This is a genomic window from Paenibacillus sp. GD4 (genome assembly GCF_030846225.1).
Classification (GTDB): Bacteria; Bacillota; Bacilli; order Paenibacillales; family NBRC-103111; genus Paenibacillus_G; species Paenibacillus_G silviterrae.
This window is the reverse complement of sequence record NZ_JAVCYK010000002.1, coordinates 1,734,713-1,760,765: the sequence shown is the minus strand read 5'-3', so window position 1 is coordinate 1,760,765 and position 26,053 is coordinate 1,734,713. Positions and strand designations below refer to the sequence as shown.

14 protein-coding genes and 1 pseudogene are annotated in these 26,053 nt (G+C 46.9%); 5 read left to right on the top strand and 10 right to left on the bottom strand.

Annotation, left to right across the window (positions count from 1 at the left end; all coding sequences use genetic code 11):
• Nucleotides 1–182: 182 nt before the first annotated feature.
• Nucleotides 183–1,838, bottom strand: coding sequence for an S-layer homology domain-containing protein (locus RAC89_RS30495; RefSeq protein WP_306617414.1), 1,656 nt, complete (start codon nucleotides 1,836–1,838; stop codon nucleotides 183–185).
• 74 nt (nucleotides 1,839–1,912) lie between these two features.
• A complete protein-coding gene (locus RAC89_RS30490; RefSeq protein WP_306617413.1) occupies nucleotides 1,913–7,066 on the bottom strand; it encodes a cohesin domain-containing protein in 5,154 nt (1,717 codons plus the stop codon).
• 463 nt (nucleotides 7,067–7,529) lie between these two features.
• Between RAC89_RS30490 and RAC89_RS30485 the strand changes: the two genes are divergently transcribed.
• Both RAC89_RS30485 and RAC89_RS30480 read left to right on the top strand, forming a co-directional pair.
• Nucleotides 7,530–9,272 (top strand): sensor histidine kinase, encoded by a 1,743-nt coding sequence (locus RAC89_RS30485; protein ID WP_306617412.1) that lies wholly within the window; start codon nucleotides 7,530–7,532, stop codon nucleotides 9,270–9,272.
• On the top strand, nucleotides 9,269–10,576 hold the full coding sequence (locus RAC89_RS30480; protein ID WP_306617411.1) for an ABC transporter substrate-binding protein: 1,308 nt from the start codon (nucleotides 9,269–9,271) through the stop codon (nucleotides 10,574–10,576). Before RAC89_RS30485 ends, RAC89_RS30480 begins: the two co-directional genes overlap by 4 nt.
• Nucleotides 10,577–10,700: 124 nt before the next feature.
• On the opposite strand, the gene RAC89_RS30475 is transcribed toward RAC89_RS30480, so the two are convergent.
• The 3 genes from RAC89_RS30475 to RAC89_RS30465 form a co-directional block, all read right to left on the bottom strand.
• Nucleotides 10,701–13,553 (bottom strand): endo-1,4-beta-xylanase, encoded by a 2,853-nt coding sequence (locus tag RAC89_RS30475; RefSeq protein WP_306617410.1) that lies wholly within the window; start codon nucleotides 13,551–13,553, stop codon nucleotides 10,701–10,703.
• Between the two features lie 415 nt (nucleotides 13,554–13,968).
• Complete coding sequence (locus RAC89_RS30470; RefSeq protein ID WP_306617409.1) at nucleotides 13,969–14,946, bottom strand: glycoside hydrolase family 43 protein; 978 nt, start codon at nucleotides 14,944–14,946, stop codon at nucleotides 13,969–13,971.
• A gap of 521 nt (nucleotides 14,947–15,467) precedes the next feature.
• Nucleotides 15,468–15,995, bottom strand: coding sequence for a hypothetical protein (locus RAC89_RS30465; protein ID WP_306617408.1), 528 nt, complete (start codon nucleotides 15,993–15,995; stop codon nucleotides 15,468–15,470).
• A 120-nt stretch (nucleotides 15,996–16,115) separates the two neighbouring features.
• On the opposite strand from RAC89_RS30465, the gene RAC89_RS30460 reads away from it, so the two are divergent.
• Together RAC89_RS30460 and RAC89_RS31820 are read left to right on the top strand one after the other, a co-directional pair.
• Nucleotides 16,116–16,580, top strand: coding sequence for a MarR family winged helix-turn-helix transcriptional regulator (locus tag RAC89_RS30460; protein WP_306617407.1), 465 nt, complete (start codon nucleotides 16,116–16,118; stop codon nucleotides 16,578–16,580).
• A gap of 112 nt (nucleotides 16,581–16,692) precedes the next feature.
• Entirely contained in the window at nucleotides 16,693–16,794 is a 102-nt protein-coding gene (locus RAC89_RS31820; RefSeq protein ID WP_373430091.1) for a DUF6463 family protein, read from the top strand.
• A gap of 1,151 nt (nucleotides 16,795–17,945) precedes the next feature.
• Here the strand turns inward: RAC89_RS31820 and RAC89_RS30455 are convergent.
• From RAC89_RS30455 to RAC89_RS31815, 4 genes are all read right to left on the bottom strand, one after another.
• Nucleotides 17,946–19,073 carry an IS110 family RNA-guided transposase gene (locus tag RAC89_RS30455; RefSeq protein ID WP_306617406.1) on the bottom strand — a complete coding sequence of 376 codons (1,128 nt, stop codon included), beginning with the start codon at nucleotides 19,071–19,073 and terminating at the stop codon, nucleotides 17,946–17,948.
• Between the two features lie 458 nt (nucleotides 19,074–19,531).
• Nucleotides 19,532–20,080 (bottom strand): GNAT family N-acetyltransferase, encoded by a 549-nt coding sequence (locus RAC89_RS30450; RefSeq protein WP_306617882.1) that lies wholly within the window; start codon nucleotides 20,078–20,080, stop codon nucleotides 19,532–19,534.
• Nucleotides 20,081–20,310: 230 nt separating this feature from the next.
• Complete coding sequence (locus RAC89_RS30445; RefSeq protein WP_306617405.1) at nucleotides 20,311–21,120, bottom strand: VOC family protein; 810 nt, start codon at nucleotides 21,118–21,120, stop codon at nucleotides 20,311–20,313.
• An 814-nt stretch (nucleotides 21,121–21,934) separates the two neighbouring features.
• Entirely contained in the window at nucleotides 21,935–22,171 is a 237-nt protein-coding gene (locus RAC89_RS31815; RefSeq protein ID WP_373430090.1) for a DUF6199 family natural product biosynthesis protein, read from the bottom strand.
• A gap of 247 nt (nucleotides 22,172–22,418) precedes the next feature.
• Here RAC89_RS31815 and RAC89_RS30440 point away from each other — a divergent pair.
• Nucleotides 22,419–22,621: pseudogene (locus tag RAC89_RS30440) on the top strand (transposase); the annotation flags it as partial.
• Between the two features lie 367 nt (nucleotides 22,622–22,988).
• Here RAC89_RS30440 and RAC89_RS30435 read toward each other — a convergent pair.
• Nucleotides 22,989–25,883 (bottom strand): FAD-dependent oxidoreductase, encoded by a 2,895-nt coding sequence (locus RAC89_RS30435; protein ID WP_306617404.1) that lies wholly within the window; start codon nucleotides 25,881–25,883, stop codon nucleotides 22,989–22,991.
• Nucleotides 25,884–26,053: the final 170 nt, after the last annotated feature.

The window sequence follows — 26,053 nt, the reverse complement described above, 5'->3', positions numbered from 1 at the left end:
AGAAGTGCATTCGTGCCCCAAAGGAAGCTTTTCTTGAAACATCGGAATCCTTGAGCTCCGCTCAAAACTTATGAATTCTGATGTTATAAGAAAAGCTTCTATCGAAGCCCTTTCGGAGAAGTGCATTCGTGCCCCAAAGGAAGCTTTTCTTGAACATCGGAATCCTTGAGCTCCGCTCAAAACTAATGAATTCTGATGTTATAAATAAGCTGCGAAGCCTCAGCTCTAGTACCGAGCCCTTGAGGTACAAATAGGTTGGCTTCTCGACCTTCGATGAGCCGGAGGGCTCTCGCGCTTTTGACATTTGCTGCCGCCCAAGCCGATACAGCGTCTTCGTCGTCAAATGCATCTGCAAAAGGTAGTTCCGCTGCAGGGTGCAGCATTGGATAAGCACGCACAAGCATGGTGACCATTTCTTCACGCGTAATCGATGCCTCCGGCGCGAAAGACGTCTCGCTCTTTCCATTAATGATTCCCGCTTGCACCGCAATGGAAATTTCGGGGTGGAACCAGTCCGAAACCGATACATCCGAGAAGCTAACGCTTGCTTTGTCAGTAAGCTGCAGGGCTCTCACCAGCAAAGCGGTGAATTCAGCGCGGGTGACCTGCCGTTCCGGCTCAAAGTCCGAATGGTTTGTGCCTGTGACAATATGTTTGGCAGCAAGCTCCGTGATGACATCTTTGGCCCAGTGATGAGCTGGAACATCTGCGAACGTTTTACTATATTCCAAGGCTGCGTACCGGCCAGGTTGATGGATGTCGGCCGAAATCTCCCCATTGGCGTAGGTTCCGCCTATAAAATTGAGCACTCCGTTATCGGCTATATGATAAATAGAGACCAGCTTGGCATTTAATGAAGGATCTACTTTAATCCGCAACGTGAGCGGCTTTGTGAACGAAGTCAAGGAAACGGTCTGATTTTCCCCTGTGATCAATTGCAGGTTGAAATCGTATACGTCCCCGGACGGTTTAAGACCGACATTATGCAGCTTCTGGACCCGATCGATCAGCGTATTGGCATCGCTGGAGGACAGCGGGTTCATGGCGAAGGAGATCGCGCTGCGGTTCCGTTCTTCGCCGGATAGGCTTCCGACCAGCTGCGTCAACACTTCAGGAGGAATTTCCACGCTAAATTTGTCCTTTTTGAATTCTAGACGGCTCCCCGAGTCCACGCCAAGTTGACTTACCGCAACCTTCACCACGCTTGCAGCAGGCGGAAGCTCAACCGTTTTCTTACCCTTGCCGTCATCCGTAATCTTTATTGGAGCAGGAGACGGGAGCGGGGGCGGGGCGGGATTGACTCCGCCTGAACCGCCGGGATTGCCACTCCCGCTGCCGGAGCCGCTATTCACAACGGAAACGCTTTTATGTCCTCCGCCTGTCGCATTCACAGCGTTCAATTGGGAATCGACCAAGGTAATGGTGTCAAGCCCGATATCGGCTGTTCCGGAGGCGATTCCGGTAAAGCTCAGTGTAAACAGTTCCTTGTCCCCGCTCACTCCCGGTTTGTCCCCTACACTTGTATGCGCGAGCTGGAGCATATTCCCATTAAGTACCGGGCTTACTGTAAAGCCGCCGGATAAATCGCTAACGGCGCTATTGAACCTGAGCTTCGTCGAGTCGTAAACCAGGTTTATTTCATTGGCGTATACATCCTCAAGCTGTAAGCCTTTAATCCTTACCTTGAGTTCACCGCCAACGGCAGTCGTGTCAGTGCTTGTCGTCAAAATGACTTGGGGTAAGCCGTCAGCATGTGCTGAAGGCAGGAAACCGAGACTCATAGTGGCTAAGCATATGACAGCAAGCGATTTTCCCATCAAGCCTTTTTTTCTAGGCATAGCTGCATCGTCCTCTCCACCAAACACCGGAAGGAAGGTAAGACATACCTTCCTTTCGGTTATGGTTGTACGCTTTAGTAATTCAGAATCAGTCTTGCGATGTACGCCAGATCGATGATATCGATCCGGTCGTTGTGATTGCTGTCGTAACGCTTAATGAGATTCCAATCCGGTGAAGCCGAGGTTTTGTTGTAATAGTTGGCCAGGACTCCCAAGTCACCGATGGTAGCTTGAGTTTGGATCGAGTTATTGAAGGCTTGCAGTGCAATATTCAACTGTGAAACCGCGAGGTCTACTTGTGATTGGCTCGCTGAGTTATCCGAGGCCGTCGCTTGTGCGGCATTTACCGCCGCTTGCAGGACTGCCTTGGAGCCTGCGGCATACTGCCCCCACAGCGTACCCTCCCTAGCATCGGCGAGAATCGCGTTTACAGCTTGAATGGCACTGTTCAAAGCTGCTTTATCGACTGTGATAGCGCTTATGACCACGTTGTAGGCGGAGCCGGCACTCACATTCAAAACGGTCCCGTTGCCGTCAGAAACCTTTACATTCGTCAAGTACACGGAGCTGGTGACCGTACTGGACGTAGGAAGCGCCTTAAACTGAAGCTGAAGAAGGTCTCCGCTGCCATACACCACGTTTTGTACGCCTTGAGAATATGCCAGAATGCGCACTAAACCGGGTGCCACTACTTGCTTGTCAATAACGGCAAATCCTGCTTTCAAGGATTGAACATCTTCGAGATTGAGCTGGGAGGCATTATAATTTATGGTCAGATCCTGGGCATATACGCCTTGCGTTACGTTAACCAAGCCATAATTTACGTTAAAGGACTGGCCGGAAGTAATACTAGCTGTCCCCGTTAACGTTGCTGAGAATTCGTTTGTGCCCGCTTGGCCAGTAATGGATACCGAAAGGACAGTAGCTGTTGAAGCTCCCTTGGAAATGCTCAGTCCATAGTTACCATCCGTGCCGGTAATCGTTGCAGTAACCCCCAGCGAGCTTAGATTTGCATCGTTATTCAACAAATTTTGAGCCTTCGTTCTCAGGGTTGCTGCGTCGTCTCCCGCTGCATTCGGAACTGTAATCGTGCCGCCGATGGCTGCTGCCGCCTGCTCTACTGCCTGCTGGTCCGCATCAACCTCTCCTGCTTCTCCTAGTGTCTTCACCAATGTCACATTAGAGTATGTAGCTTGCAAATCCGTTGAAGGGCTAAAGTTTACAGCATATAATTGAATTTTTGCCTCATTAAAGAACTCGGCCGGGAAAGTCGTTGCCACGTTAGACGAAGTATTGCCTAAAGGCGAGTAGCTTAAGCCCGCATCCCTTGAATAATACCCCTGCACATCATTTCCGGTCTTCACAATACGCAGATAATAATCGGTTCCGCTTAAGGTCGTTTGACCCGTTGTATTGGAATGCGGAGTGCTGCCAACCTTATCCGAGTTATTGATTTTGATCGTAGTGCCATTTTTTCTTGCATTGATTCTAAAGAACTCCCCGGTGGACGGTCGACTCATGCCGAGGCCGATTTGCGTATTCTCAGCAAATGTTGCATCGCTTAAAGCTTTGTTCACGGTGAGCTTGGCTGAAAGCGTCCAGTTTCCAGTAGCCGAGCCTGGGAATTGCAGGATATTATCACTGCCAGGATAATCCGTACCCGCCTTTTTGGTAGCAACCGATGCGCCCGATGCACTGTAAGTTACAGCACCTTCAGGGCTTTGAGGGTCCGTCGGGTTAACTACCTGCCATCCGGCCGGAAGCCCGTTTGCAAAGCTGATGACCTCAGTAGTGCTGAAAGCAATTTTATACGTCTTTACATTTTGGCCTTTAATAAAGCGCACGACAGCCGTACCTTGAATGCTATCCGCTTGGGAAATGCTTACGATTTCATTCTTATCGCTCGAAGATGCCGTTACTACAGGGATGGAGTTACCAGTTACCGTATAAGTATACTCCGTCTTTCCGGGAGCAAAATCGGAAGGCTGGTTTCCGTCAATGAAGATGCTGTAAGACGGTACGACTTCAGGCGTCAACGATAGCTGGTCTGCGTAAAGAATGTTGGAATCCTTAGCATACAGCGCCAAGACGACCTTGGACGTGCCGGCCGGTTCGTTATAAGTAAACGGCTGGTTCGGAGTCTCATGCCAGTCGGCTACCTTAACGGAAACAGGCTGGAAAGACGATAACGTCATCGGTCCGCCCTCAAGGATGCGTCCGATAAACTGACCGCTTGCGTTCCAGTACGCTGGATCGCCTGCTTCGCGGGCTGCATACGGTTCAGGCATGTCACGGCCATTGACCGGAGTCATGCCAAGCTGATTTCCGTTGCTGTCGTAATATACAAGCGCGACTTCCACGTCGCCAGGGTTCTCGGCAGCTAAGTCATAGCTCTCCGGTCGGCTCTTCATGGCAAGGAAATATCCCTTGAAATTGTATTTCTCGCCCACCGTGAGCTTGCCGGTGACATCCTGCCACATTCCGTCATACTGGTTGGCCGCATCGATCCTTCCGGAAATTTTAGCTGATCCGGCAACCCTGGATGTAGAGCTGTTTTTCAAATAGCGGGAAATGCCCGAGTAGCTTTGAATGGTATCCGCCGTTAAGGTTGGTCCAGTAACGGATTGCACAAAGGTTCCCTGGTTGTATCGACCTGCAGACCAATTGCTTGCACTAGCTGCTGTGGTCGTGTCAAAGTCACCGTTGAGCAAAATGTTGCCCGGAATCGATACCGTCGAGTTGTTAGCTGCCGTACTCCAGTCGGAATCGTTTGCACCAAACAGGAAGCGGTCGACTGTGATGGTCTCGCCGGCCCCGTTCGTCTCAGCTACGATATAGAAGTCCTTATGGCCGTATGCGCTAAGGTCGCCCGTATCTACCATGTCCTGATATTTGCCGTATTTATCGTTGGCTGGAACGAAAACATCCGCAACACGCGTACCCTTTGATACGATATCGGCAGCGCCGTTCACAGGGGTGCCCACCGGTAGCACATAAGCGTTAAGATATCCGCCTTTGGCCGACTTGGTCTGCGCGGTCAAATATAACAGGTGTCTGCGGACAACGCCGCCATTCGCGGAGCCATCGGCAAAGTTAACATTCTTGTATGCGAGGTAACCACCGTTAGAGAGCGTAACAGCTTCATTCATACGGCCTGCATTTCCTGTTGTGTTTCCTGCCACGCCGTTGTCATTGCCTTCCGCCTCAAGGGTGGAGAAAATATCGCGTTCTCCGTCAAGACCGTTAAAGGTAGCAAATCTTCCCTGGGACGGTACGACGGTGACGGTGCTTGCCGAAGGAATATCAATTACAAACTTACCGTTGCTTACTGGGATCGCAGCCAGCTTCTTCTGGTTCTCGCTTCCCGATGTACGGAACACCGTTACGCTCGAAGTACCTGCCGGGAAGTCCTTCAGCGTAAATTCCAAAGGCTGAACACTGTCATCATTTTTGGCGTTCGTAATCGTGATAGCGAAATCGTTATTTTTCGGATTTTTGAAGGCGACGACATTCATATCCTCTGCAGGCACACGCGTTACATCAAAGCGTACGTCGCCCGGATTCATAAAGCGGGAGAAATGTCCATAGCCATAGAAGCGTTTGAACAGCCGGTATTCGCCGGTTAACGTGCTGATGCGCCCAGGCTCCTGCTGAGAGTTCGTCGTTACGAAACGAATCAGGTCGGAGCCATCGGCACCGTTGCTGTCCCACATACTCCACCAAACGAAGCCGTTGAAGCCCGGATTACTGGTAAACATGTTTGTCAGCAGGTTGGACCAGCGCACGGAATCATTAATATTTTGATTGCCGTAACGCTGCGTATAGGCCCCGGCGGAACCGTCAGCCGTATCCTGATTCATGAATTCCGCCTGCCATAGCTTATACTTTGTCAAATATTCCGGATATTTGGAGCCATCCTTCGTGTAATCCAAAGGAGCCCGGGAAAAATCGCCGGTATGGTACAGCTTGTTTTCATCCGTGCCGATGCCGACGGTGCCGTACAGGTGAGTCGTAAACACGTCGAGGTACGGATTTTTGTCCAGCGCGTTATCCGGGTCGGTTTGAGAGAACGCTTGACCGCCCCTGCTTAGGGATGCACTCAGATTCGTGCCGTCTACAGCTGCAAGCTGCGGGATAAAATCAATGGTCTTACCGTCCGGGTTCTGGATGTCATAGAGCGCGCCGCCCGGCTGCATCGATTTCTTCAAAGTCGGACCAATATACTCGTTGATGAGCTCTGTGACATAAGCAGCGGTTCCGCCGGCAAGGTCAACCTCATTAAAAGGGTTGATATGGGTGATCGGAATGCCCCACTGCTCCCACATGCCTCGAATATAATTGACAAGATAATCGGCATAAGCCTGGTAATAAATTTTTACGATTTTACCGTCGATCGTAGCTGTGTCGCCGCGAATAATCTTGTTGGGGGTATTGTTGGATGAATTGCTCATCCAGTACGGTACTGTCCATGTGCACGCATAGAATTGCGTTACCCCGTACTGCATTGCCTGACGCATCGTCCACACCTGATCCACGTCGAACAGCTCTTTTCGGGTGCGCGGAGCGTTTTTGATTACGACGGGATCGCTGCCCTTTGCACTAAGCAGGTTGGTAGGTCCACCCACGTCGTTGGCAATCGGTTGATTCCATGATGGGAAATCCCACACGAATCCCTCTACAGGCACCAGTGTCCCCGGGGCATGCTCCGGCTCGTTAGGCCAGATACTGTCGGTATTGCCGTCATAGTATCGATTTTCCGCTTCAATTTTATAGCCGTATTGGCCCGCCGATCCTCTTTTGGGAATCGGATTCCCCTGGACGTCAAAACCAGGGTTGGTGACATCGGCAAGTAAGCCGGTAACAGGGTTAAAGCCCGGGCTGTTTGCATTGGCGTTGGTCGTGGTAAGCCCGCCGTTATCGCCGATAATGACTCGTACGATATCGTGGCCGGTTCCGTCCTTTTCGCTAAACGTCAGGTCAAGGAGATGTCTTACTTTATCCTGATAGCCTGCACTGGCCAGCTGCAGCATATGGACGGAATCGGTATATGCATACGCAGCGCCTACGCCATCCATAGTTTGATAAGTCGAGTACCAATTCGCCGTTACCGGAGCCGCTGGGTTGGCGGCCTGTACCGGGCTTGAAATCGAAACCGGTGCGACGACAGACAGCAAGAGCGCGCCGGCCATCTTAATCGCAAGGGTCTTTCGCCAGATCTTTTTACTCATTCTACGCTTTCCTCCCTTAGCCTTCATCTACTTAACATCGTTGACTGCCCACTTTTTGAATACGCTTTCATAGAACTGCGAATTTGTTGTTTATTCCGCTATCCTCCCCTTTTTAACTAAAGTTTTCAACCGGTAAGGTTTGATTAAGCAAGTCTCTTGGTAGACAATAGCTTGCCGTATCCCTTCCCCCTACTGTAATTTATTGCCCTGCCTGTTATTAATAGTAACAACTCGGATAAAGGATTTATATATGAATGATGCACGATTTTTTATAAAATAGAACGATTATATAATAATCAATAGAAGCATAACTGGGGATAAGCAATCCGATATCCAAAGGCTTATGGCGAATACAGAATCGCTTTGTATAAATCTATCGTGTACGGCTCAAATTTCTGCTAAAATTGTAAGAAGCTCCACATCTATCATCCTTGATTTACTTACCTATCATGAGGAGGCGGCAGTGAAACTCATTAAAACTTACCGAATTGAGCGTCTCTTCTTCTACATTTTTTTACTATTGATTGTTACGATTTTGGGTATCACGATTCTCGTCAGTTATCAAACTTCATCCGCAGTCATTGCACAGACTAGCTCTCGCTACCAACAACGGCTTTTAGACGAATTAAATAATCAAATTACAACAAGGCTCGGTATGATTGAACAAATTTCACTTTCTATCTCGCGAGATCCTGAGATACTCTCTTTTTTGGAGCCTGACAAAGAGCCATACGATAAGTACCGCAAAACCAAACAAATCGAGCAAATGCTGACCAATCTAACCTATTCCATGTCCATGGTTCAAGCGGTTTCGCTTTATAGTAAGGACCCCTTCCTGGAAGAAAAGGTTAAGTACATTCATTTTCGGCCCATCGAAAGCATGATCAAGGAGCAATGGTTTGAATTATTACAGCATAGCGATTTTGCCTGGTCCGGTGAGCATACTATAATAAGCGTTAAAGGTCCCGTACCTGTCATTAGTTTTTCACGAAAAATGAACTATAGAGATCAATACAGCGGTGTTATTGTTATTCACATCAAGGCAGAGGAAATTCGCACTATTTTATCGGATCGTTCCGGTACGGCGGCAAGGATGATGCTCAATTCAACGGGTGAAGAAATTTTGTCTGTAGGAAATGTACCCAATCATATGAGATTTACAGAGTGGTTGAATTCTATGCAACAGAAGTCCGGCGTTATCAGAAACTCTGCATTCGGCGGAGAAGCCGAACCGCTTATCGTGTATTCCAAGCCTCAGAATTCCAGCTGGGCGATCGTAGAAATTACCCCATGGGATCAAATAACAGAAGGCAGTAAGAAGCTGGCCTTTAACATCGGCATCGTTGGCGTTGTGGCTATTTTGCTGGCTGTAGCCCTGACTCTTTGGCTAAGTAAGCTATTTACAAAGCCGATCAAACTATTAGTAGACGCAATGAATTCGTATACCGTCGGTCAAGCTCAACCGGAACTTCCTAAAGACTATAAGAATGAGTTTGGCTACTTGTTTGCCGGATACCGGAGACAGAAAGAACGAATTGAAGAACTATATCGTGATTTGAAGATAAGATACGATCAACAGAGGAAAGCCGAGCTTGAGGCGCTACAAGCTAATATTAACCCCCATTTCCTTTACAATACTCTGAACCAGTTAAGCTGGATGGCTATTTCGGCCGGACAAGACAATATGAGTCGAATTCTGGAGCTTATGGGAAGAATGTTTCGAATAAGCTTATCTAATGGCGAAAGCTTCATAACCGTTCAAGAAGAGATTATGCATATCGAATCTTATCTGGAAATCCAGCAATTGCGATTGGAAAACGGACTACATTATTCGATTCAAGTAGAAGATGCGTTGAACATGCTGTATGTTCCGAAAATGACCCTGCAGCCATTTGTTGAGAATTCTGTAATTCATGGTTTGTATTCCAGAAGCAGCGGCTGTATAGATATTACGTTTACATCCAATAACGATGCTCTTCAAATTATGATTTGCGACGACGGGGTCGGGCTTACACCTGAAGCACAAAAACCAAAGAAACATCATATTGGCGGTGGTTACGGGATACGGAATGTAAAAGACCGGCTTAACGCCTATTTCGGAGATAAGAGCGGGGTTATCGTTTCACCTAGAGAAGGTGGAGGTACCCTAGTTATGATCCAAATGCCTAAGATGGGTAAACGCCCAAATGGAGGCGATCAATCATGACTATTTTATTGAGAAGATTTACAAATATTCTTATCTCTGCGTCTCTGTTGGTATTAGTGGTTGGCTGCAAAAAAACAATAGAAGATACCGGCTCTTTAAACAATCCTTCATCGCTGTCTGAACCTATTCAATTGCGAATTATGTGGTGGGGCTCTCAACCTAGACATAATGCTACTTTAAAGGCTTTGGAGTTGTACAAAAGGATTCATCCTAACGTTACGTTCGAAACGGAGTATTCGGGCATTGAAGGTTATTTGGATAAACTCTCTTCTCTTGAAGCGGCTAAACGTGCACCGGATATTATTCAATTGGATCCGAGTTGGATAGCCGATTGGACATCAAAAAACTTGTTGGCCGATTTATCAAGTGTAAACCTAAGCAAAGTAGATCCTAAGCTTCTGGACATCGGAAAACGTAATGATATACCGTATGCCGCTCCTTTGGGATCGGTAGCCTACGGAATGATTTACAACAAAAAGGCAATGGAGAATCTTGGCCTGCCTCTGCCTAGGAATGGATGGACTTGGGAGGATTTCTTTGCACTGGCGCGGAGCTTTAAGGAAGTGGCCAAAGAAGGCCAATATTTCACTAAGTATTATGCCGGTGATTACTTCATGTACAGTGCATATCAATATGCACAAGGCAAAGGTCCTATCATCACCGAAGACGGATTGTTTAATATCGACAAACAGACGTTTCTTCAGTGGACGAAGCAATTCGAGGAGCTGCGAGAAGATGGCATTGTCGTCCCCGAGGCATTAAACCTAACCGACAGAGGCGCTGCCGACTTGTTGGGTAACGGTAAAATCCTTATCCGTGATGCGTATACTAGCGAGTTTATTAGCTGGGACAGAGGCAATCCAAATACGTTTGAATTGGTCACGGCACCTCGCAGTACCGAAGCGGGCGGATGGTTCAAGCCTTCCATGTACTTCGGCGTTTCAGCTCATTCTAATCAGAAGGTGGAATCGATAAAGTTTCTGAATTGGTTCTTAAACGATCCTGAAGCCGCGCAAATTCTTGGAACCACCAGGGGGGTACCTGCTAACTCCGAGATTGCTGATTCAATTCAAGCTTATCTTAGCCGAGGGGATAAGATTGGGATGCAGCTTTACTATGCGACCTTACAAGATGGACAAATGTACAGTCCGGAACCCCAAGGCTTCGCGGAATATATTGAAAAAGATTACACAATGATTCGGGATCAACTGATATTCTCCAAAATTACACCGGAGGAAGCCTTTGAAAAATTGAGAGCCGCGGCGAATGGTTATAAGAAAGCCTCTTTCGTAGCCCCTCGGTGATGAGCGGCCGCGATTAAATGTGAGTATGCAGAGACCGCCCGCCTCGGCTCCGGGAAGAGGGTAATCCCCCGGAGCCTGAGACAGCGGCGCTGCTCGAAGTTTTAGCGAGTTGAAATTATAGGAATCAGCGTGTATAGATTCCAAGATCGCCAAGGTCGATTTGATAGCCGTTCTGGAGTTTCTCGTAGTCGCCTTTAAAGTAATCATCTAGGTATGAATGTCCAAGAACGAATCTGTCCGGATTCATGGCGCCGTAGTAGCCGGCATTGGCATTGCTCTGACTGTCAAACAGCACATAGCTTCCCTGCCATCCTGAACCGGATACGCCCCAGCTGATGATGTGATCGATGTACGGGGCGAACTTGGTGAACAGTTTGTACATCAGCGCGTACTGATAACCAAGGGCGTCAGACTGTCTGACATTGAGCACTGCGGGAGCGGTCGCGCCGCCGCCGGGGGTGGTAGTCGGTACCTTAAGGTCAAGTTCTGAGTAGGCAATACCCGATAGAAGGCCCTGGTCAACGAGTGAGGCATAGAGGGCCATGGCATATTGGTTATCGCTTGCAAGGGTCTTTCCAATCGAATCGTGTCCCTGTATACCGATGTCTTCGATAAGGGGTCTTCCGTCATACAGCGGATCGGAGAGCCAGGCGGTGTTCATTGCGCGAACCATGTTGTATACAGTCCTCGCTTTGGTGCGATTAGAAATGTCGTAATCGTTGTAGGTCAGTTTCGGAGGAGTGTCAACGATATAGGCATCAATGCTGCCGGCATTGTCGTGTCCGTCGCGCTTCATGTATTCCGGAAGGCCTGCGTAGTTGGCTTTGTAAGCCGCCGCCATCCGGGCGTTGGGGGCCGCGATGTGGGCGTATTTGAAGAGCAAGTAAATGTAATGCTCGGAGATGTCGCCGCCTATTAGATCATCGGACATTGCAGCAAGCCAGTTGGTGTTTTTGAGGGTCTGTCTCCAGCTGTTCGGATTCGCAGGGATGGTTTCGCTGTGACGGCTTTCGTGAACCTCTTCGTTGAGTACGTCCCATGAATTGAAGGGGATTACTCCGCGGGATACGCTTGAGCCATATTTCGTATCTGTGGTCAGGAAGTGCCGCATCACATACATGGTGTGGTTAAACTGCACTCTTCTGGCCATTTCCTTATCTACCTTAACTGTGGTAGTAACACCGTTGCCCAATCCGTAATAATCGGTTGTGCCGTTATATCCCAAGGAAAGGGTCGCGGGAGCAATCTGTCTCATCCATGCAGGGGCTTGGTTGTACCATGCCAAAACATGGCCGTGAGCCTTGTATTGTCCGGGAGTTCCGGAATCCCTGATCGCTTGATAAGAGTTAGTCGGAAAACTGTATTCACCTAAACCAGGGGTGGTGGCTGCGCCGCTCAGGGCCTGGCCACTAACGTTTTTCAGCCAGTTCGGGCCGCGGGGATGTGTTCCGTCGGCCTTGAGATTGTTGCCGTCGACAAAGATTTCATAGTGCCGGGCTCTGGTTCCGGTTACTGCTCCGGTACCGATCGCGCCGACCATGAACAGGCCGTTTTCCCTGTTATAAACACTCTTTAAAGGCGCTACGACACTCTGGTGTTCCTTGTTTTCAACGTTGGGAAGCGCAACTCCATTAGGATCGGGCGCGGTTATTCTGATGTTGGCCACAAGAAGCATACCGGTTTCTGCGGGACGGCCGTTCTCGCCATGGAGCTCAAGAATGAAGTTTGAGGAAGTGCCTACTGTGGCGGTAATGCTGGTGTGCTTCATCAACCAGGTTTCACCGTTGTAGCTGCCAACCCAGTCGGGGTTAAGGTTGTTGTACTCGTATTCCCTGAGGTAAGTATCGATGTCTGAGTTGGCATTTCTGATTCTCCACCTCATGTATTTTCCCTGCGCGCTCTTGGGATAGTACACATCAAACTCAATATTTGAGCCGATGGGGACATTTACAGTCTTGGACAACGGAGATTGAAGGCTGATTCCGCCGAACACGCTTGTTCCGTTATGGGCGTAATTGATCTGGAGCACATCAGCTTTACCTGCGGAATCTGCAAAAGGATACGGGATCATTGCGAATGTGCCGCCAGCAAAGTTGGCGGGGACACGGTTGTCTAGCGGTGTTCTTGCTGTCCAGACATTAGTGGGTGCGGTAATTTCTATAGCCTGTTTACCAGGACCCGGATCAAGACGGAAATAGGGATTTGAACCGTCCGCTTTGATCTTTCCAGTGAAATTCACTATTGCTTCTTTAAGACTGGCTATGGCCTCGCCGGCCCAGGGAATGAGTGCATTGCGCGCGAACTTAATCGCGTTATCAAGACCCTCGAGTTCGTTTGCGTACACCCAAGGGAAAGCTTTGTTCACATCGGATCCGTTGTCAGTATAGCTAATCTGGAGCGGGAATTCCTTGTTGCCGGCTTTTAAAGCTTCGGCTTGTGCAATGAGGTTGTTCAATTCAACCATAATTTCGGGATACGGAACGCTCTCAAGAGGAGTCAGAATGGCGTCATCGATGAAAACCATGTTGATATTTCTGGCGGACGCTACGTTATCAAGGAAGAACACATAGCAATCGTCGCTGGTTTTTTTCTGACCAAATACGGGGGCAATCAAGTAATCCGTGTAAGCATTGCCTTCTTTTGTGGTTACTGTGAAGCTCACAAATTTCTTAAATACTTTGGCATCGACTTTCAAGAAGCCTTTATCCTTCTGTTTTGCATCAAAAATGAAATAGATGCCGGGGAAATCGCTGCTATTGGCGTTAGATGTAATCTTGGGTCCGGAAGCGTTGACGCGGGTTAAGTTCGCATCACCTTCGACTTTCAGGGCTACATCTTTGTCGGCGTCGCCATTCCAGACAAGTGTCCGTTCGCTTTCGGCCGCGGCAGCCGGGACGGGGGCAAACGCGAATACGGAGAACAGCACGATGACTGCGAGGAGGCGGGAAACGTTGATTAAGAGCTTTTCACCTTTCATCTAAGTTTTGCTCCTTTTCTTAAGGCAACCTCTAAAATCTCGTTTTAAAGTCGCCCAATTGGGGGGATTTTTTACAACTTTACTGATGAGAATGTGGTTTAGGCTGAAGATTTTGCTTTTTTAAGATGAATTGACCAACAAATATCCCTCCGTTTCTCACATCCTTATTTTCATAAAGCAGCAGCAATGATGGCGTTTACATTTATTATCGTAACAACTAGGGTAAAGGATTGATATATGAATGATGCACGATTTTTTATAAAATAGAACGATTATATGTGAAACTCGGCTGGACTTCGGAGGTAAGAGCGGGGTTATAGTCTCAAAGGTACCAACAGCTTCTTTGGCATATTTCAGCGAGAAGTCAAAGCAGGGGAGGCATATTGGCTCCTTTGTTCACCTCCCCCCATTTGCTTTACTTATAGGGGTCTATCGTCCGAATAGTCCCATCTTCGTTATAGCTGAGTTCCGCATATTTCACGCAGCGCTTATGATTCACGCCGTCAGATAAGGAACAATCATGATAGAATAGATACCATTTATCCCCAAATTGAACAATGGAGTGATGAGTAGTCCAACCGATGACCGGGGTTAAAAGCGTGCCCTTGAACGTATACGGTCCCTTCAGATTCTGACTTACGGCATACACAAGCTTGTGAGTTGTACCTGTTGAGTATGATAAATAGTAAAGACCTTCATACTTATGTACCCATGGTCCTTCGAAGTACCTGCGTTCCTCATCTCCAGCGAGTATTGTCTTTCCTTCCTCATCAACAATAGAGATTTCCCAAGTAGCTTGAAACGAAAGCATATCATCGCTCATTAAAGCCATGCGCGGCCCTAAGGCAGGCTCATTGGGAGCTGGACCTTCAGCATTGGGATTGAACGTTCCCGATTGCCACTTTTCCAACTGACCTCCCCAAAGACCGCCGAAAAAAACATATACGCTGTTATCATCATCAACATACACAGCAGGGTCTATACTAAAACTTCCCTCAATGTAATTCTCATACGGTGTGAATGGTCCTGCCGGCGATGCGCTTGTAGCTATCCCGATTCGGAATATCCCCTCATGATCACGTGCTGGAAAAAATAAATAGTACATGCCATCCTTGAAGGCAGCATCCGGTGCCCATAATTGTTTGGATGCCCATGGGATGTCGTTTAAATGAAGGACTTGACCATGATCAACGACTGGAGAATTGAAATTTTCCAACGAAAGAACATGGTAGTCTTCCATGGCATATTGATCACCGTTATCATTATCCGGGCCGTCATGATCAAGATCATGGGATGGATATATATATATTTTCCCTTCAAATACATGCGCAGACGGATCGGCGGTGAATATATGGGATACTAACGGTTCATTAGGCTTTAGCGCATTGTTCATGACTCATTCTCCTTAGCTAAAATTTTCTAGGTTCTATAAACCAAGTTAATAGTAACAGTTGCCTAACGTTTTCGATATAAGACAATTGCACGATTTGTTTCAATATAATCCGTATTTCCAAGGGATGTAACTGGAACCTATTGAAGACTGTCTATTCTCTTCCTCTCTGACTTATTCTCGCGCTCTTCCTTGCTTCTTCTATGATATCAAAGTCAAAATCCCCAATGACTTCCCAATTCAAATCGCAAGAGAATAAATTCGAGGTGCGTTAAAGGACTCTCGCGCCATCTAAGTCCAAGGGTGATTGCATTTTGCCTGGCATGCGCTTACGGCCTTTGGATGGGGGATAGCTCTCCTCCTGTTATGGCTTGCACGTCAGCAGGCTCAGCTTTGGTCTTTATCGGTACAAGAGGTAGGCATCCCGGTTAAATTTCAGACATATATTTTTAACTCCATTATCCTGCCAGATAGCTCAACAGGCTGCCGATGGTGTGTTGGCAGCCTGTTGTCATGAAGCTCGATTATTGGCTCGCAGTTTCGGCGAAACCGTTTGTTCTCCGCTTGCCCCATGGTTTTTTGACCGATATCAATACTACTGTTACCAATAAAATCAATTGGCCTGCACCGAAAAGTAGCAGCATAAGCCGATCATGCAAATAAACAGAGTTGTTAAGAGCATCCAGACGTTCGGTAAGCGTAATATTAATTGCATCCTGAACCCAAATATTGAGCACACCTCCTGATGCGATAAGTATCAACGCGATCACTTCTTTAGAAATAATCCAATAATATTTCGTTAACCCCCAATGAGTCCGCATGGACAGGACAATCCCCGTAATAACCACTCCCAATGCGCCTGGAATAATGAGAGCCAGGTCAAAAATATGCATGAAAGAATGAGCCGCATACAGAAACTCTCCGCTTGAAGTCAAGTAAATCAGAACAATCATTACAATTTGGGTAAAGCCTCCTCCAATCCACATTGCGGTAAATAGCAGATGGAAAATGAGCCACCAGCTTTTTTGATTTTGCGTTAATTTTTTGGACATGTCTCAAACTCCTTTTTTCGGCTCAGCCGAAAAGTGTTATAATAAGACCATGAAATTTATCTCTCGAAATAAATAATTTATCTCGCGAGATAAGATAATTATATACAGGAGGTTTCTCTCGTGTCAACAAGCGAAAGGGAAAATCTGCTCCACATTTTCAATGAACAGTTGCGGCATTTTAGCACGGATACCATCTTGTTTCATCAAGCTGTGGCCGAAAGGCTCGGATTAAATTCGACGGACCATAAATGCTTGGATATTATATTGAGGAATCAACCGATAACGGCGGGGATGCTCTCAGATTTGACAGGGCTGACGACAGGAACTGTTACAGGAGTCATAGACCGCCTCGAAAAAACGGGTTATGTTTTCCGTGAAAAGGATCAGGAAGATCGCAGAAAAGTGATTATCCGGGTCCACACAAAAAAGGCTGAGAGCGAAATCATGTCGCATTTGCAATCGTTCGGACAGTCGATGAAAGCAATGCTCGAGCAGTATGATAACGAACAAATCAAGTTCCTCTTTAACTTTTTCGAAAGGAGTCGGGATATTATCCAGACTGAGACTTTGAAGCTCAAAAAATAAAAAACGAAACAATTTTTACAATAAGGTGCATTAGCTGCCTGGCGTGAAGCGGCAGCCACCATGCGAATCATTGTGACAATCAAGGCGGGCCATCCTCTAGAGGATGGCCTAATTGAAAATTCTGATTATATCTGTCCTTGGCATTATCTTAATGCCTGTCTCTGGCTTCTGGTTAGTCCTGCCGCAGGTATGGATCATGCTATCGCGGTCTTAGTCAATGACATAGAGCCTTGCCCCCCACCATCATTCGGACAGCAGGGAGTCAGGCTCTTCCCGGTTCATCGATTCAGTTTTATTCGTATCGCGACCATAAACTGAATAGGATGACAGCCACAGCCAGATGAATTAATGGCAGGATGGATAATAGCATTGCCTTGTTGCTGCCCTTCTTCGTAAATCTATAAAACAAGCAAATGAGATACGTGATAAAGTAGCTGCTCGACACCATAGCAAATAAATATACAATGAGCATTATATACTTACTCTCATCCCCACTACGATGTCCAGCAAGTGACATGACGTTCGCCATCAAGACAACCGGCGTTAGCAAGACCGGTAGGCCGCCCAAGACAAATAGCAGTGTACTCAGTACTTTGTGTTTCATCAATCCACATCCATTTCTGTCCTTTCTGATCAGCTCAGCGTACTAACAACATCATATCACGTAAAATTCCTTTTATCCTCAGCAAAAGCGCCCCGCGGGCAACGACTCACATCAACCCAAACTAGAGGGCAATAAAACCCAGACCGGAAAGACGAGCGTGCAGCGAGATGTCCGAATAAAATAAAGTGACTACAGTTGTTGATTTGACGCGGTTTTGGAGTTGGAAAATCGTCAGCTTTTTAAAGGATACTTGTTAGACTGACCCTAGAAATTACAACAGCGACAGCTAAGGACGAGAACATAAAGTCCGAGACTGTCGCTGTTTCATTCAACTGATATGAACGAGGCGGTCAACACCCGATTTTTTGGATGGTTTTCTTTTGCCTTTACATTCCTTTTTTCAGCCTAGTAAACCTAAAGATTCTTTCGCGAAGTGATTGTCAAGGACGGTGACTTTGCGCCTTGACAATCGAACGGAGAGAAAGGATATAATGGGCCACGCTGAAAAAGAGAATGCTTTAAGATCTTGGCACGAAGGCAAAGTAGTTGACGGTGGTTAACAGTCTGATATGCGCGGGTTGGTTACCGCATTTCAATCCATCCGTCGCGGAGCTGCCTCGGACTAACGGCGCACATTCGGTTATTCAAACAGACCTAGTGCATAGTTCAACATGAGGGTTCTCCTTACCAGGAGCTTTGCCTCCGAGCCAAAACCTCAAATTATCTTTTAAACCCATGCGATTTCTGATGTAGTGTGATGGTTAAGCTGCCCAAACAGCTTCCGATTGCTTCTTTTCAATTTCACAACCAATAGCCCAAATGAATCCCATGAGTTCCCTAGCAACAGCAACAGCGGCCTTCTTTCCAGCATTACCCCGAGAAGTGATTTGTTGATATTTCTTATGCAAGCGATGCTGAGCTTTCCAAGCAATGCGTTGGGCTTCAGGATCTTGTCCCTTCTGACGAGCAAGGAGTTGCCCTTTTAAGGAAGGGGAATGACGATAGGCCCAGGCGGATTCTACGATGACATGACGAATGTGAGCATTTCCAACCTTGGTGATGGACCCTTGCCACCTGGTAGCCCCGCTTGAATATTCTTTAGGAACAAGCCCAGCGTAAGACATTAATTGCCTGGGGCTTGAGAAACGAGAGAACCTTCCTATTTCGGCTACCAAAGTGGTCGCAGTTACTTCTGCGACACCACGCATGGTTTGAAGAGCTTGGATGACAGGGGCATGAACACTGGTCGTGGCTTGCTCATGTATTTCAGCTTCGATACGCTTCATTCGGTCAGTCACTTCATCAATAACATGAAGATACTCTTGAAAAACAATCCGTAATGAAGATTTTTCAAAATGCAGACTGTTCAACCATTCGCGATGTTTAACCGACCAATTTCGAGTTCCTTGTGGAGAACGCAGATCATGACGAAGCAAAAATTGGACAAGACGAAGGCGAGCTCGCTGCAAGTCTTCCTTAGCATCATGACGAGCGCGAACGAGATCTCTTAATGCTTCATGATCTTCATCAGGAGTCCAAACCGGTGTAAGTTCACCAGATCGAAGCAACTTTGCAAGCTTCAAGGAATCTCTGCGGTCTGTTTTAATCCGGTCGCCAGCTCTCTTTGGAATAAGTGTTGGAGCTACAACGACACAGTCAATTCCTAGGGAGATGAGAAATCTGAAAAGACCATATCCTGTTGGTCCTGCCTCGTAACATACATGCAATTGCTCAGGAGTTCCTATTTTTTTCATCAACTTACGAATCGCTTCGGGTGTATGCGGAATGTTACCGAGAAAACGTGGCTCACCACGCCCTATATCTGCAACAGCAACAGAAATTGAATCTTTTGATACGTCTAAACCTACATATTTTGTGTAATCCTTCATAGTAGCGGCTCCTTTCGAATGTAGCTCTGCATTTGGTTTTAGTAGAATCCACTACACATTGTTACCAAATGTAACCTACGATAAGCGAATAGGGGCCGCCTCGTTCATTATGACTAACGTTCCCACGCTAATCAACCATTCAAATGTCTCGACTAATCCGGATTGGCGACATTATAGATCGCTTGATCTTATGATCTCGATAAGCAAAAGAATAAACATATTGAATTCCTTCACCCAAACGAATGAGGATTCCGGGGAACTCATTCACCATGAGGAACGAATACGTAATTTTACCCGCATGCATGTTGATCAAAGCAAGCATGAGCAAGAGGCAAGGCCTTTTACGTAAGTGATGGTCATTTGCATTCTCCTATGATTTATTGCTTGCTTCCCGACATAAGAATCAGGTTCGACAGTGGCAGTTATCATCCGGGTTTATGCGATGATTCCATTCCTACTTAACGCACTTTATAGTCTTTCTTAAGTAAGGCAAGCAGGACATTATCAACAAACCGATTCCTCCAATAAAAATGTTCCTTCAACGTCCCTTCTTCTCTAAATCCAACTTTCTCGAGAACCTTTCTTGACCCAATATTCTCAGGTTCTACAAATGCTTCAATTCGGTTTAATCCAAGGTTGTTAAATCCGAATTCAATTATTTTCGGAATCACCTCAGTCATAAAACCTTGCTGCCAATATTCTGGTGTTAGTTCATATCCAATCTCAGCTTTATAATGATGTTTCGCCCAACCATGAAATCCACATGTTCCAATTACTCTACTTTCCGAACGCAAAGTGATTCCCCAACGAAATCCTTGATTATTTTCATATCTCTGATTCCATCTATGAATTAATTCTTCTGCTTGCTCAATATTCGTAAAACGCTCCAAATCATAGTATCTCGTAACTTCATCCATAGAAAAATATCGAAATATGTCTTTTGAATCATCCTGTTTAATCTGTCTAAGTACAAATCTTTCTGTTTCTAATACGGGGAAGTGGGACATTTTTTCTCCTTCAGCCATGGTTTAGGTCATTCCGCGACTAGTGTACCTGCTAAGTTTTTTAAAGCAACTCCATGATAGCACCTGAATTTCACTTAATCCAGAATTTACCGGCAATTGATCCCTGTCACAATTGTCCTCAACTGCCCTTTAGTTGAGAAAAGGCAACCGTTGTACAGGCCGGCTGCCTTCTACCTCTAATTGTGTCATCGTTCTTCGTTAGTTTAGTAACTTTAGGATTGTAATCTTGAATAAGGTAGATTTAAAAGCTTAGGTACTTCTTCAGGAAACTTTGTAAGTCTTAAATAAAAGCTGTACTCATTTATTCTAAACTGAAGTTGACAATCATGTTTATTTTCATCATAATCTATGCCTTTTGAAGATAATTTTGTTTTGACCTTTTCAATAAAATTGGAACTACTTACCCCAAAAACTACATCCATCGTCGGTGGTAAAGCAGCCATTGCAATTGGAATCCACTTTCGTTTTTTGGAAGGAATAACAGCGTGTGATGTCCCGCTAATAGCAAAAGTAAAGTTGTCGGATACCTTATCAAGTTTAAAATTAAAAATATCAACTAACAACTCCCTGAAATGAGTCACACTATCAACTGGAAACCCTATTTCTCTAAGATACAATAGTTTCAACTCGCCAATAGGGGGTAGAATTCCTTCCTTGATGTAATGATGAGTAATAATTTCTAATAAATTTCCATCTCCATCCCGGAAGTAAACATTCATTCCAGTTTGGAAATCGTCAATAATTCTGCCATCCGACCATTTTAGAAGGGAAATACCTCCTGCACTTTGGAGCCAAGTCACTACATTTTCAAATTCAGAATAAGGAACTTCAAAGGCAAAATGGACTGGAGCTAGAGGTATTAAAGCTTCTATAAAAGACAATGAAAAGTGTTCCGTCGGCTGGAAACATATTTCATTATCAGATTCGTAAACAATAGGGAAACGCAACTGGTCATGATAAAATTGTTTAACACCTTGCACTGAAACCGTATTTAACCGAAGTTGTGAGAAGTGAGTTATCATTAATTCTGCGCCCCTTTCAGAAATTACATTTATTAGTAAATTAATTGTATATAATAAAATTATATAGGTCCAATATATGTTTAGCGTATTATCTATAGGAAATAACTATAGACAAATCCTCACCTGCATTGAAGATTACTGCTGCCCGTAATTTCAACGGCAAACGGCAGCCGTTCAGTTGGCCGGCTGCCGTCGTGGTTATTGAACTATTGTTCAACGTAGCGTAGTAATGTGTTATCCTTGAGGACACTAAAAATTGGAAGACTCTTATCAACCTGATTCTCGCATTCATTGAGTGTATAAACGAAGTGCTCTGTTGTCTCGTGCATTCTTATACTATTACAACGGTAAACCTGCTTTCCACGATCAGAACTCATTCCATCCCGAGTGTTGTCAATGGTCCATGTTATCTCTTTCCCGTTTGAATGCACATCATATATCCAGTATCCTCCGTCAATTATCGGGGGAATGAGCATAAGATAGTCTCCTTTACCATCCTGATGGCGTTTTACCAACTCATTCAAACGTTCTATCTCCACTCGGTCGAATCGATGAAGTATAATTTCATCTCTTTCAAGATCGTTTTTATTAGAAGCTAGGTTAACAACTAATGCCCCAATGATGACTATTAATAACCCTATTGCTAACTTTGTCCGTATCACCGCTTTCCCCCTTTACTCTGAAGTATACTATAGCCCAAACCATTAGGACGGGCCCCAATAACTTATAGTTTCGTTTAACTTCAGATACTTCAACGAGAACAGGTGGCAGTCGCTACGGCGGTCTTCTCCCTGATTATTCTGCTAACGTCCCTTTAGCGTAATAAATGTGGAAGCAACAATATTGATAATCCAATAAGGGCGAATATACCTGCAACAATTCTTTGAATTATAAAATAAGACCTTGACGGTTCTCTGAGAGCTTTCCAACTTTGTGTTAGCTTCCATAAATAATAAGGATTTATCATTACAAACAATGCAATTCCAATCCAAAGGCACAGAAATGTAAAAATAACCCAAGTTATAATATTCACTTCCGTTGGCACTCCCATTTCGCCTCCTATATTCCGTGTTTATAGATACTACGTATTTGGGGGAATTTGGGATGCATTTAGCATAACCGCCCGTTCGATGAAAAATTGGAGCAGCTACCACGACAGAAATATGAGGTCAGCCAGTGTTTACTGGTTGACCACTTTTCATTTTTAGTGGTGTTTAGAGCTACGAAGCATTTTAGGTTACAGCGTGTTTTCTCGGTAGCCGGGGCAAATCGGAAAGGAAAAAGTGATGGACAAGTCTTTAGGTAGCAAACTCGCTGCAACTCTGTCTGAGATCGGGGAAATCCATCGGTTTGATTATGCAAAAAAGTTGATTGCTTTCACGGGAATTGATCCTGGTGTGTATTCTTCAGGTAAGATCACTGCGACAACCAACGCATTACGAAACGTGTTTCTAAGAATCCTCGTCATGCCTTATATCCGGCTGTACTGTACGGTCTAAGAAAAACCGATTAAACGCAACACTTAATCCACCTCTTGTTGTTTTATGTATGACCATGTACAAAATGCTTAGCCGGCTCGACTTACGTAATAAAAATGAAAAAGAAGGAGCAGTCACTTTTGACTAGCTCCTTTCCAACAAGGGTAATACCAAAATTACCGTATTTCGAATTGTTTATCCCTAGTAGTTTTTCTTCTCGACTGTATGGTCCCGTATCAGTACCCTAACTGCTCATATCACTTTCTTATAGTCAGTAAGTTCTTTTAGGTTTACGCTTCATGACAACCAACTAGTTTTATAAAGCTTTGTTTGCGTTCAGGTTCAGCACTTCCAGACAGTTAATGCATTCACAGCGAGTAGTCAGCTTCCTCAATTACTCTTCTTGCGGCCATTAAGATCCGGACTGCCCACTGTTGTGAAATCGCTTATTGCCCTAGCGGCCTGTTCTCCTGCGAGCAGAAGCTGGCCAGAAACAAGAACATCCCGCTTCCACGGCTCAGTACGCTTCACCATGTCAACCACTGGAGCATTCCATAACCCCGCGCCGAGGATCGTCCCGCCATTCGAAACGACATTGGAGCCAGAACCACCCGTCTCAACGGTGAATGCCGGAAGAGACCATGGACTATCGGCGATATAGGCTAACGCAGCCTCAGCAGGCAGGACCCCATCTGACCTCAGTTGAGTGAGCACAGCATCAAGTAGGAATAACCCATCCTCTCGTTCTTTCTCATCAGAAATATTCACCCATGTTACATCTAAGTATGACTCATAGCTGTAGAGAGTAGGACGAATTCGGACGTATACTTGATGTGTCCCGAAATCGAGCTGTTGGTGCACTTCTTGTTCGAGACTGCATTGCACAAGAACTGAAGTGTATGTGGTCTCCCGAGTGTCGTCTGACCGAAGTTGTATCTCTTTGCGAAGCAGCACCGCTTCCGGCGAACAATCGACGAAGGCTTGCGCGCGTACCTCGGTGCTCCCCGTCCTTAAGGCCAGTTTGAGTACGGAGCGACCCTCGCTAAGGGGCTCCTGACGTAATTCCAAACAGTGTGCCTCGAACAGCACCGTTACTCCGGCCTCGATTATGAACCGGTCAACAGCTAACTGGGCCAGGACTGGCTCCACCTCGCCCTCACGCAGTGCCCCCACTCGCTCCAAGCAGCTCGTCAGTTCCGCCGCCGTACTGTCTTGACTAAGCTCGGGCGGTACCTGCCAGCGGGTCATTCGAGAACGGGTCACCTCGTTTAACAAGCAAGCACTGCTCTCTACCAGTAGAATACGTCTTCCTTGATGGGCAAGTGCAACGGCACTCACCACACCGGCAATTCCGCCGCCAACGACCACTACGTCATACTCTTCATCCTTAAACGGCTCTGGCCTTACCGGTGATTCTCCCTCCTGCTCCTGCAGCCGTTGCTTCAGCATTCGGGCAGCGCTTCGTGCATAGCCTCGAGCATCGGCTTCGTACGGTAGGATCCATGCTTCGTGCATCTCGTGTCCGCTATGAGCCAGTACCTCCGCAGCATGAAGCTCCAGGCTCCACCGCAGCGATTCGTTTCGCTCACCATGCATCCGGTAGTCGCCCCCCAGCTCAGGTCTCCGCACGAAACGGATAACGGCTTCAGCGGTTGACTCCCGAAGTAGATCCGGCAGCAAGCCGATCGACTCCCTGAGATAAGAGAGAATAAACACGGATTCTACCGATGAGGGAGATTCGCTCAAAAGTTGAAGCGCCTCCCCCGTCGCAGCCGTACTGCGCATCATGCGCAGCAGGATAAGAGCAGCCACCCAGAAGGGCTGACATTTGGGGTGGTCGTTAAACCGTGACGGATCTCGTTCCCGCAACAGATTGAGCAGGAACGGTTCCTGCACCTGCTCGCCTTGCAGCGTCAGGACAATAGCCGTACAGAGCCTTCTCGGGGTCGATGACGATGCTAATTCATGTTTTAACAGCTCTGCCGAATGGACCGCATCTACCCTTTTGGCCAACAACCAAATGGACTTCCATTGCTCTTCACTGCCAAAGTAGGAGATGAGTTCCTTCACATACATGTAAGCTTGCTCCGGCAGTACGGTTACGCCTGCCAGCGCACCGTGCCGAAAGCTAAGGTTGCGTGAGTGCTTTCGATGGAGGTCGCCTTCCTCCAGTACACCGCGCCCTAGAAGCCGCTGCTGCAGTTCGGGAACGGGAAGCCTTCTCGGAGTCGTCCCGTTTCTTACACTCATCGCTGCCGCGAGTCCAGCCGCCTCACCGACCTTGTGCATATCCCTCTGCATTCTTACTCCCATGGAAACGTCACGACCAACGGACAATGCGCGGCAAGCGACAAGAACTCGGTCAAGTTCAACCGGCAATAAACTGCCGTAAGGGATATCACACCATAACCCCTTCACAAACAGCCCCAAGATCGAGATCCATAGCTGACTGAACTCACTCTCATTTCCGGTGTCGAAGCCATGGTTATCCAGATGGGAATAGCTTCTTGCAATCACGTCCGGCATAGAGGTGTCCTCAATGTAATCATGGATGGTGAGGAGCTTCTCCCCCACAATTAAGGCTCCCTCGCGATAACCTAGAGAGGAAGAGATTCCATAATAGTGCAGCCCTTCCTGATAGGCCTGCCAGATCCACTCTCTGCCCTTCAAAAATGCTCTGGTTACATCTCGCGGATCGTAGGGATCTACCCAGCCCGCATCCAAATTATCATAGCCGATCAGGCCGTCCCTCAATCTCCGGGGCACTAGAGAATAGTTATGATACACACCGTCCTGATCACGGCCAAACCTCATCCGGCCGCCGGCCAAATATACGATACTGCCGTTAGCCGTAGAATCGATGGTGACGGCAGCATGAATCGTAATAACGCCTTCGCGGGTTGCGGCTCTGACACCCGTAACCTCTTGTCCCTCCCTTAGCACCTCATAGACGGTGCTGTCGAGCAGAACGCGTACACCCGCTTCCTTGCACAGCCTGCTCAAAACAAGCTTTTTGGCTTCCGGGTGGAAGCCCATGGTTCGGCCCCCCAATATATGAGCCAATTCGGTCGTCTCCCGGTCAATCTGCTCCTGCATTCCCCCGGGAGAGCCGTAATAATAGCGATGAATTCCCGCCCTAGTGGCCACGCCCCCCAGGGCCGATTCGCTCTCGACGATCAGCACTTTCACGCTCTCGCGTGCGGCGGAAAGCGCGGCTATACAGCCCGCCGTTCCCCCACCGACAACGAGTACGTCGGTTTCCACTACGTTATCCCGGTAATTCATAAGCCCTCCCCTTTGCCGATCCTTTGGTTATTCTTTGGGCACTATCCTTATGGCGCACCCGCCTGTACCCCCTACCCTTACGCTTAACTGCGATCAACCGATACACCGGTTCTGCCGCCCGTCAGGCGAGGAAAGCGGTTGGCTGCATTCCGGCATAGGTCATTCTGATC

Coding starts and splice junctions, on each gene's coding strand:
- RAC89_RS30495 (WP_306617414.1), bottom strand. CDS start 1,838: ATGCCTAGAAAAAAAGGCTTGATGGGAAAATCGCTTGCTGTCATATGC.
- RAC89_RS30490 (WP_306617413.1), bottom strand. CDS start 7,066: ATGAGTAAAAAGATCTGGCGAAAGACCCTTGCGATTAAGATGGCCGGC.
- RAC89_RS30480 (WP_306617411.1), top strand. CDS start 9,269: ATGACTATTTTATTGAGAAGATTTACAAATATTCTTATCTCTGCGTCT.
- RAC89_RS30475 (WP_306617410.1), bottom strand. CDS start 13,553: ATGAAAGGTGAAAAGCTCTTAATCAACGTTTCCCGCCTCCTCGCAGTC.
- RAC89_RS30470 (WP_306617409.1), bottom strand. CDS start 14,946: ATGAACAATGCGCTAAAGCCTAATGAACCGTTAGTATCCCATATATTC.
- RAC89_RS30465 (WP_306617408.1), bottom strand. CDS start 15,995: ATGTCCAAAAAATTAACGCAAAATCAAAAAAGCTGGTGGCTCATTTTC.
- RAC89_RS30455 (WP_306617406.1), bottom strand. CDS start 19,073: ATGAAGGATTACACAAAATATGTAGGTTTAGACGTATCAAAAGATTCA.
- RAC89_RS30450 (WP_306617882.1), bottom strand. CDS start 20,080: ATGTCCCACTTCCCCGTATTAGAAACAGAAAGATTTGTACTTAGACAG.
- RAC89_RS30445 (WP_306617405.1), bottom strand. CDS start 21,120: ATGATAACTCACTTCTCACAACTTCGGTTAAATACGGTTTCAGTGCAA.
- RAC89_RS31815 (WP_373430090.1), bottom strand. CDS start 22,171: ATGGGAGTGCCAACGGAAGTGAATATTATAACTTGGGTTATTTTTACA.
- RAC89_RS30435 (WP_306617404.1), bottom strand. CDS start 25,883: ATGAATTACCGGGATAACGTAGTGGAAACCGACGTACTCGTTGTCGGT.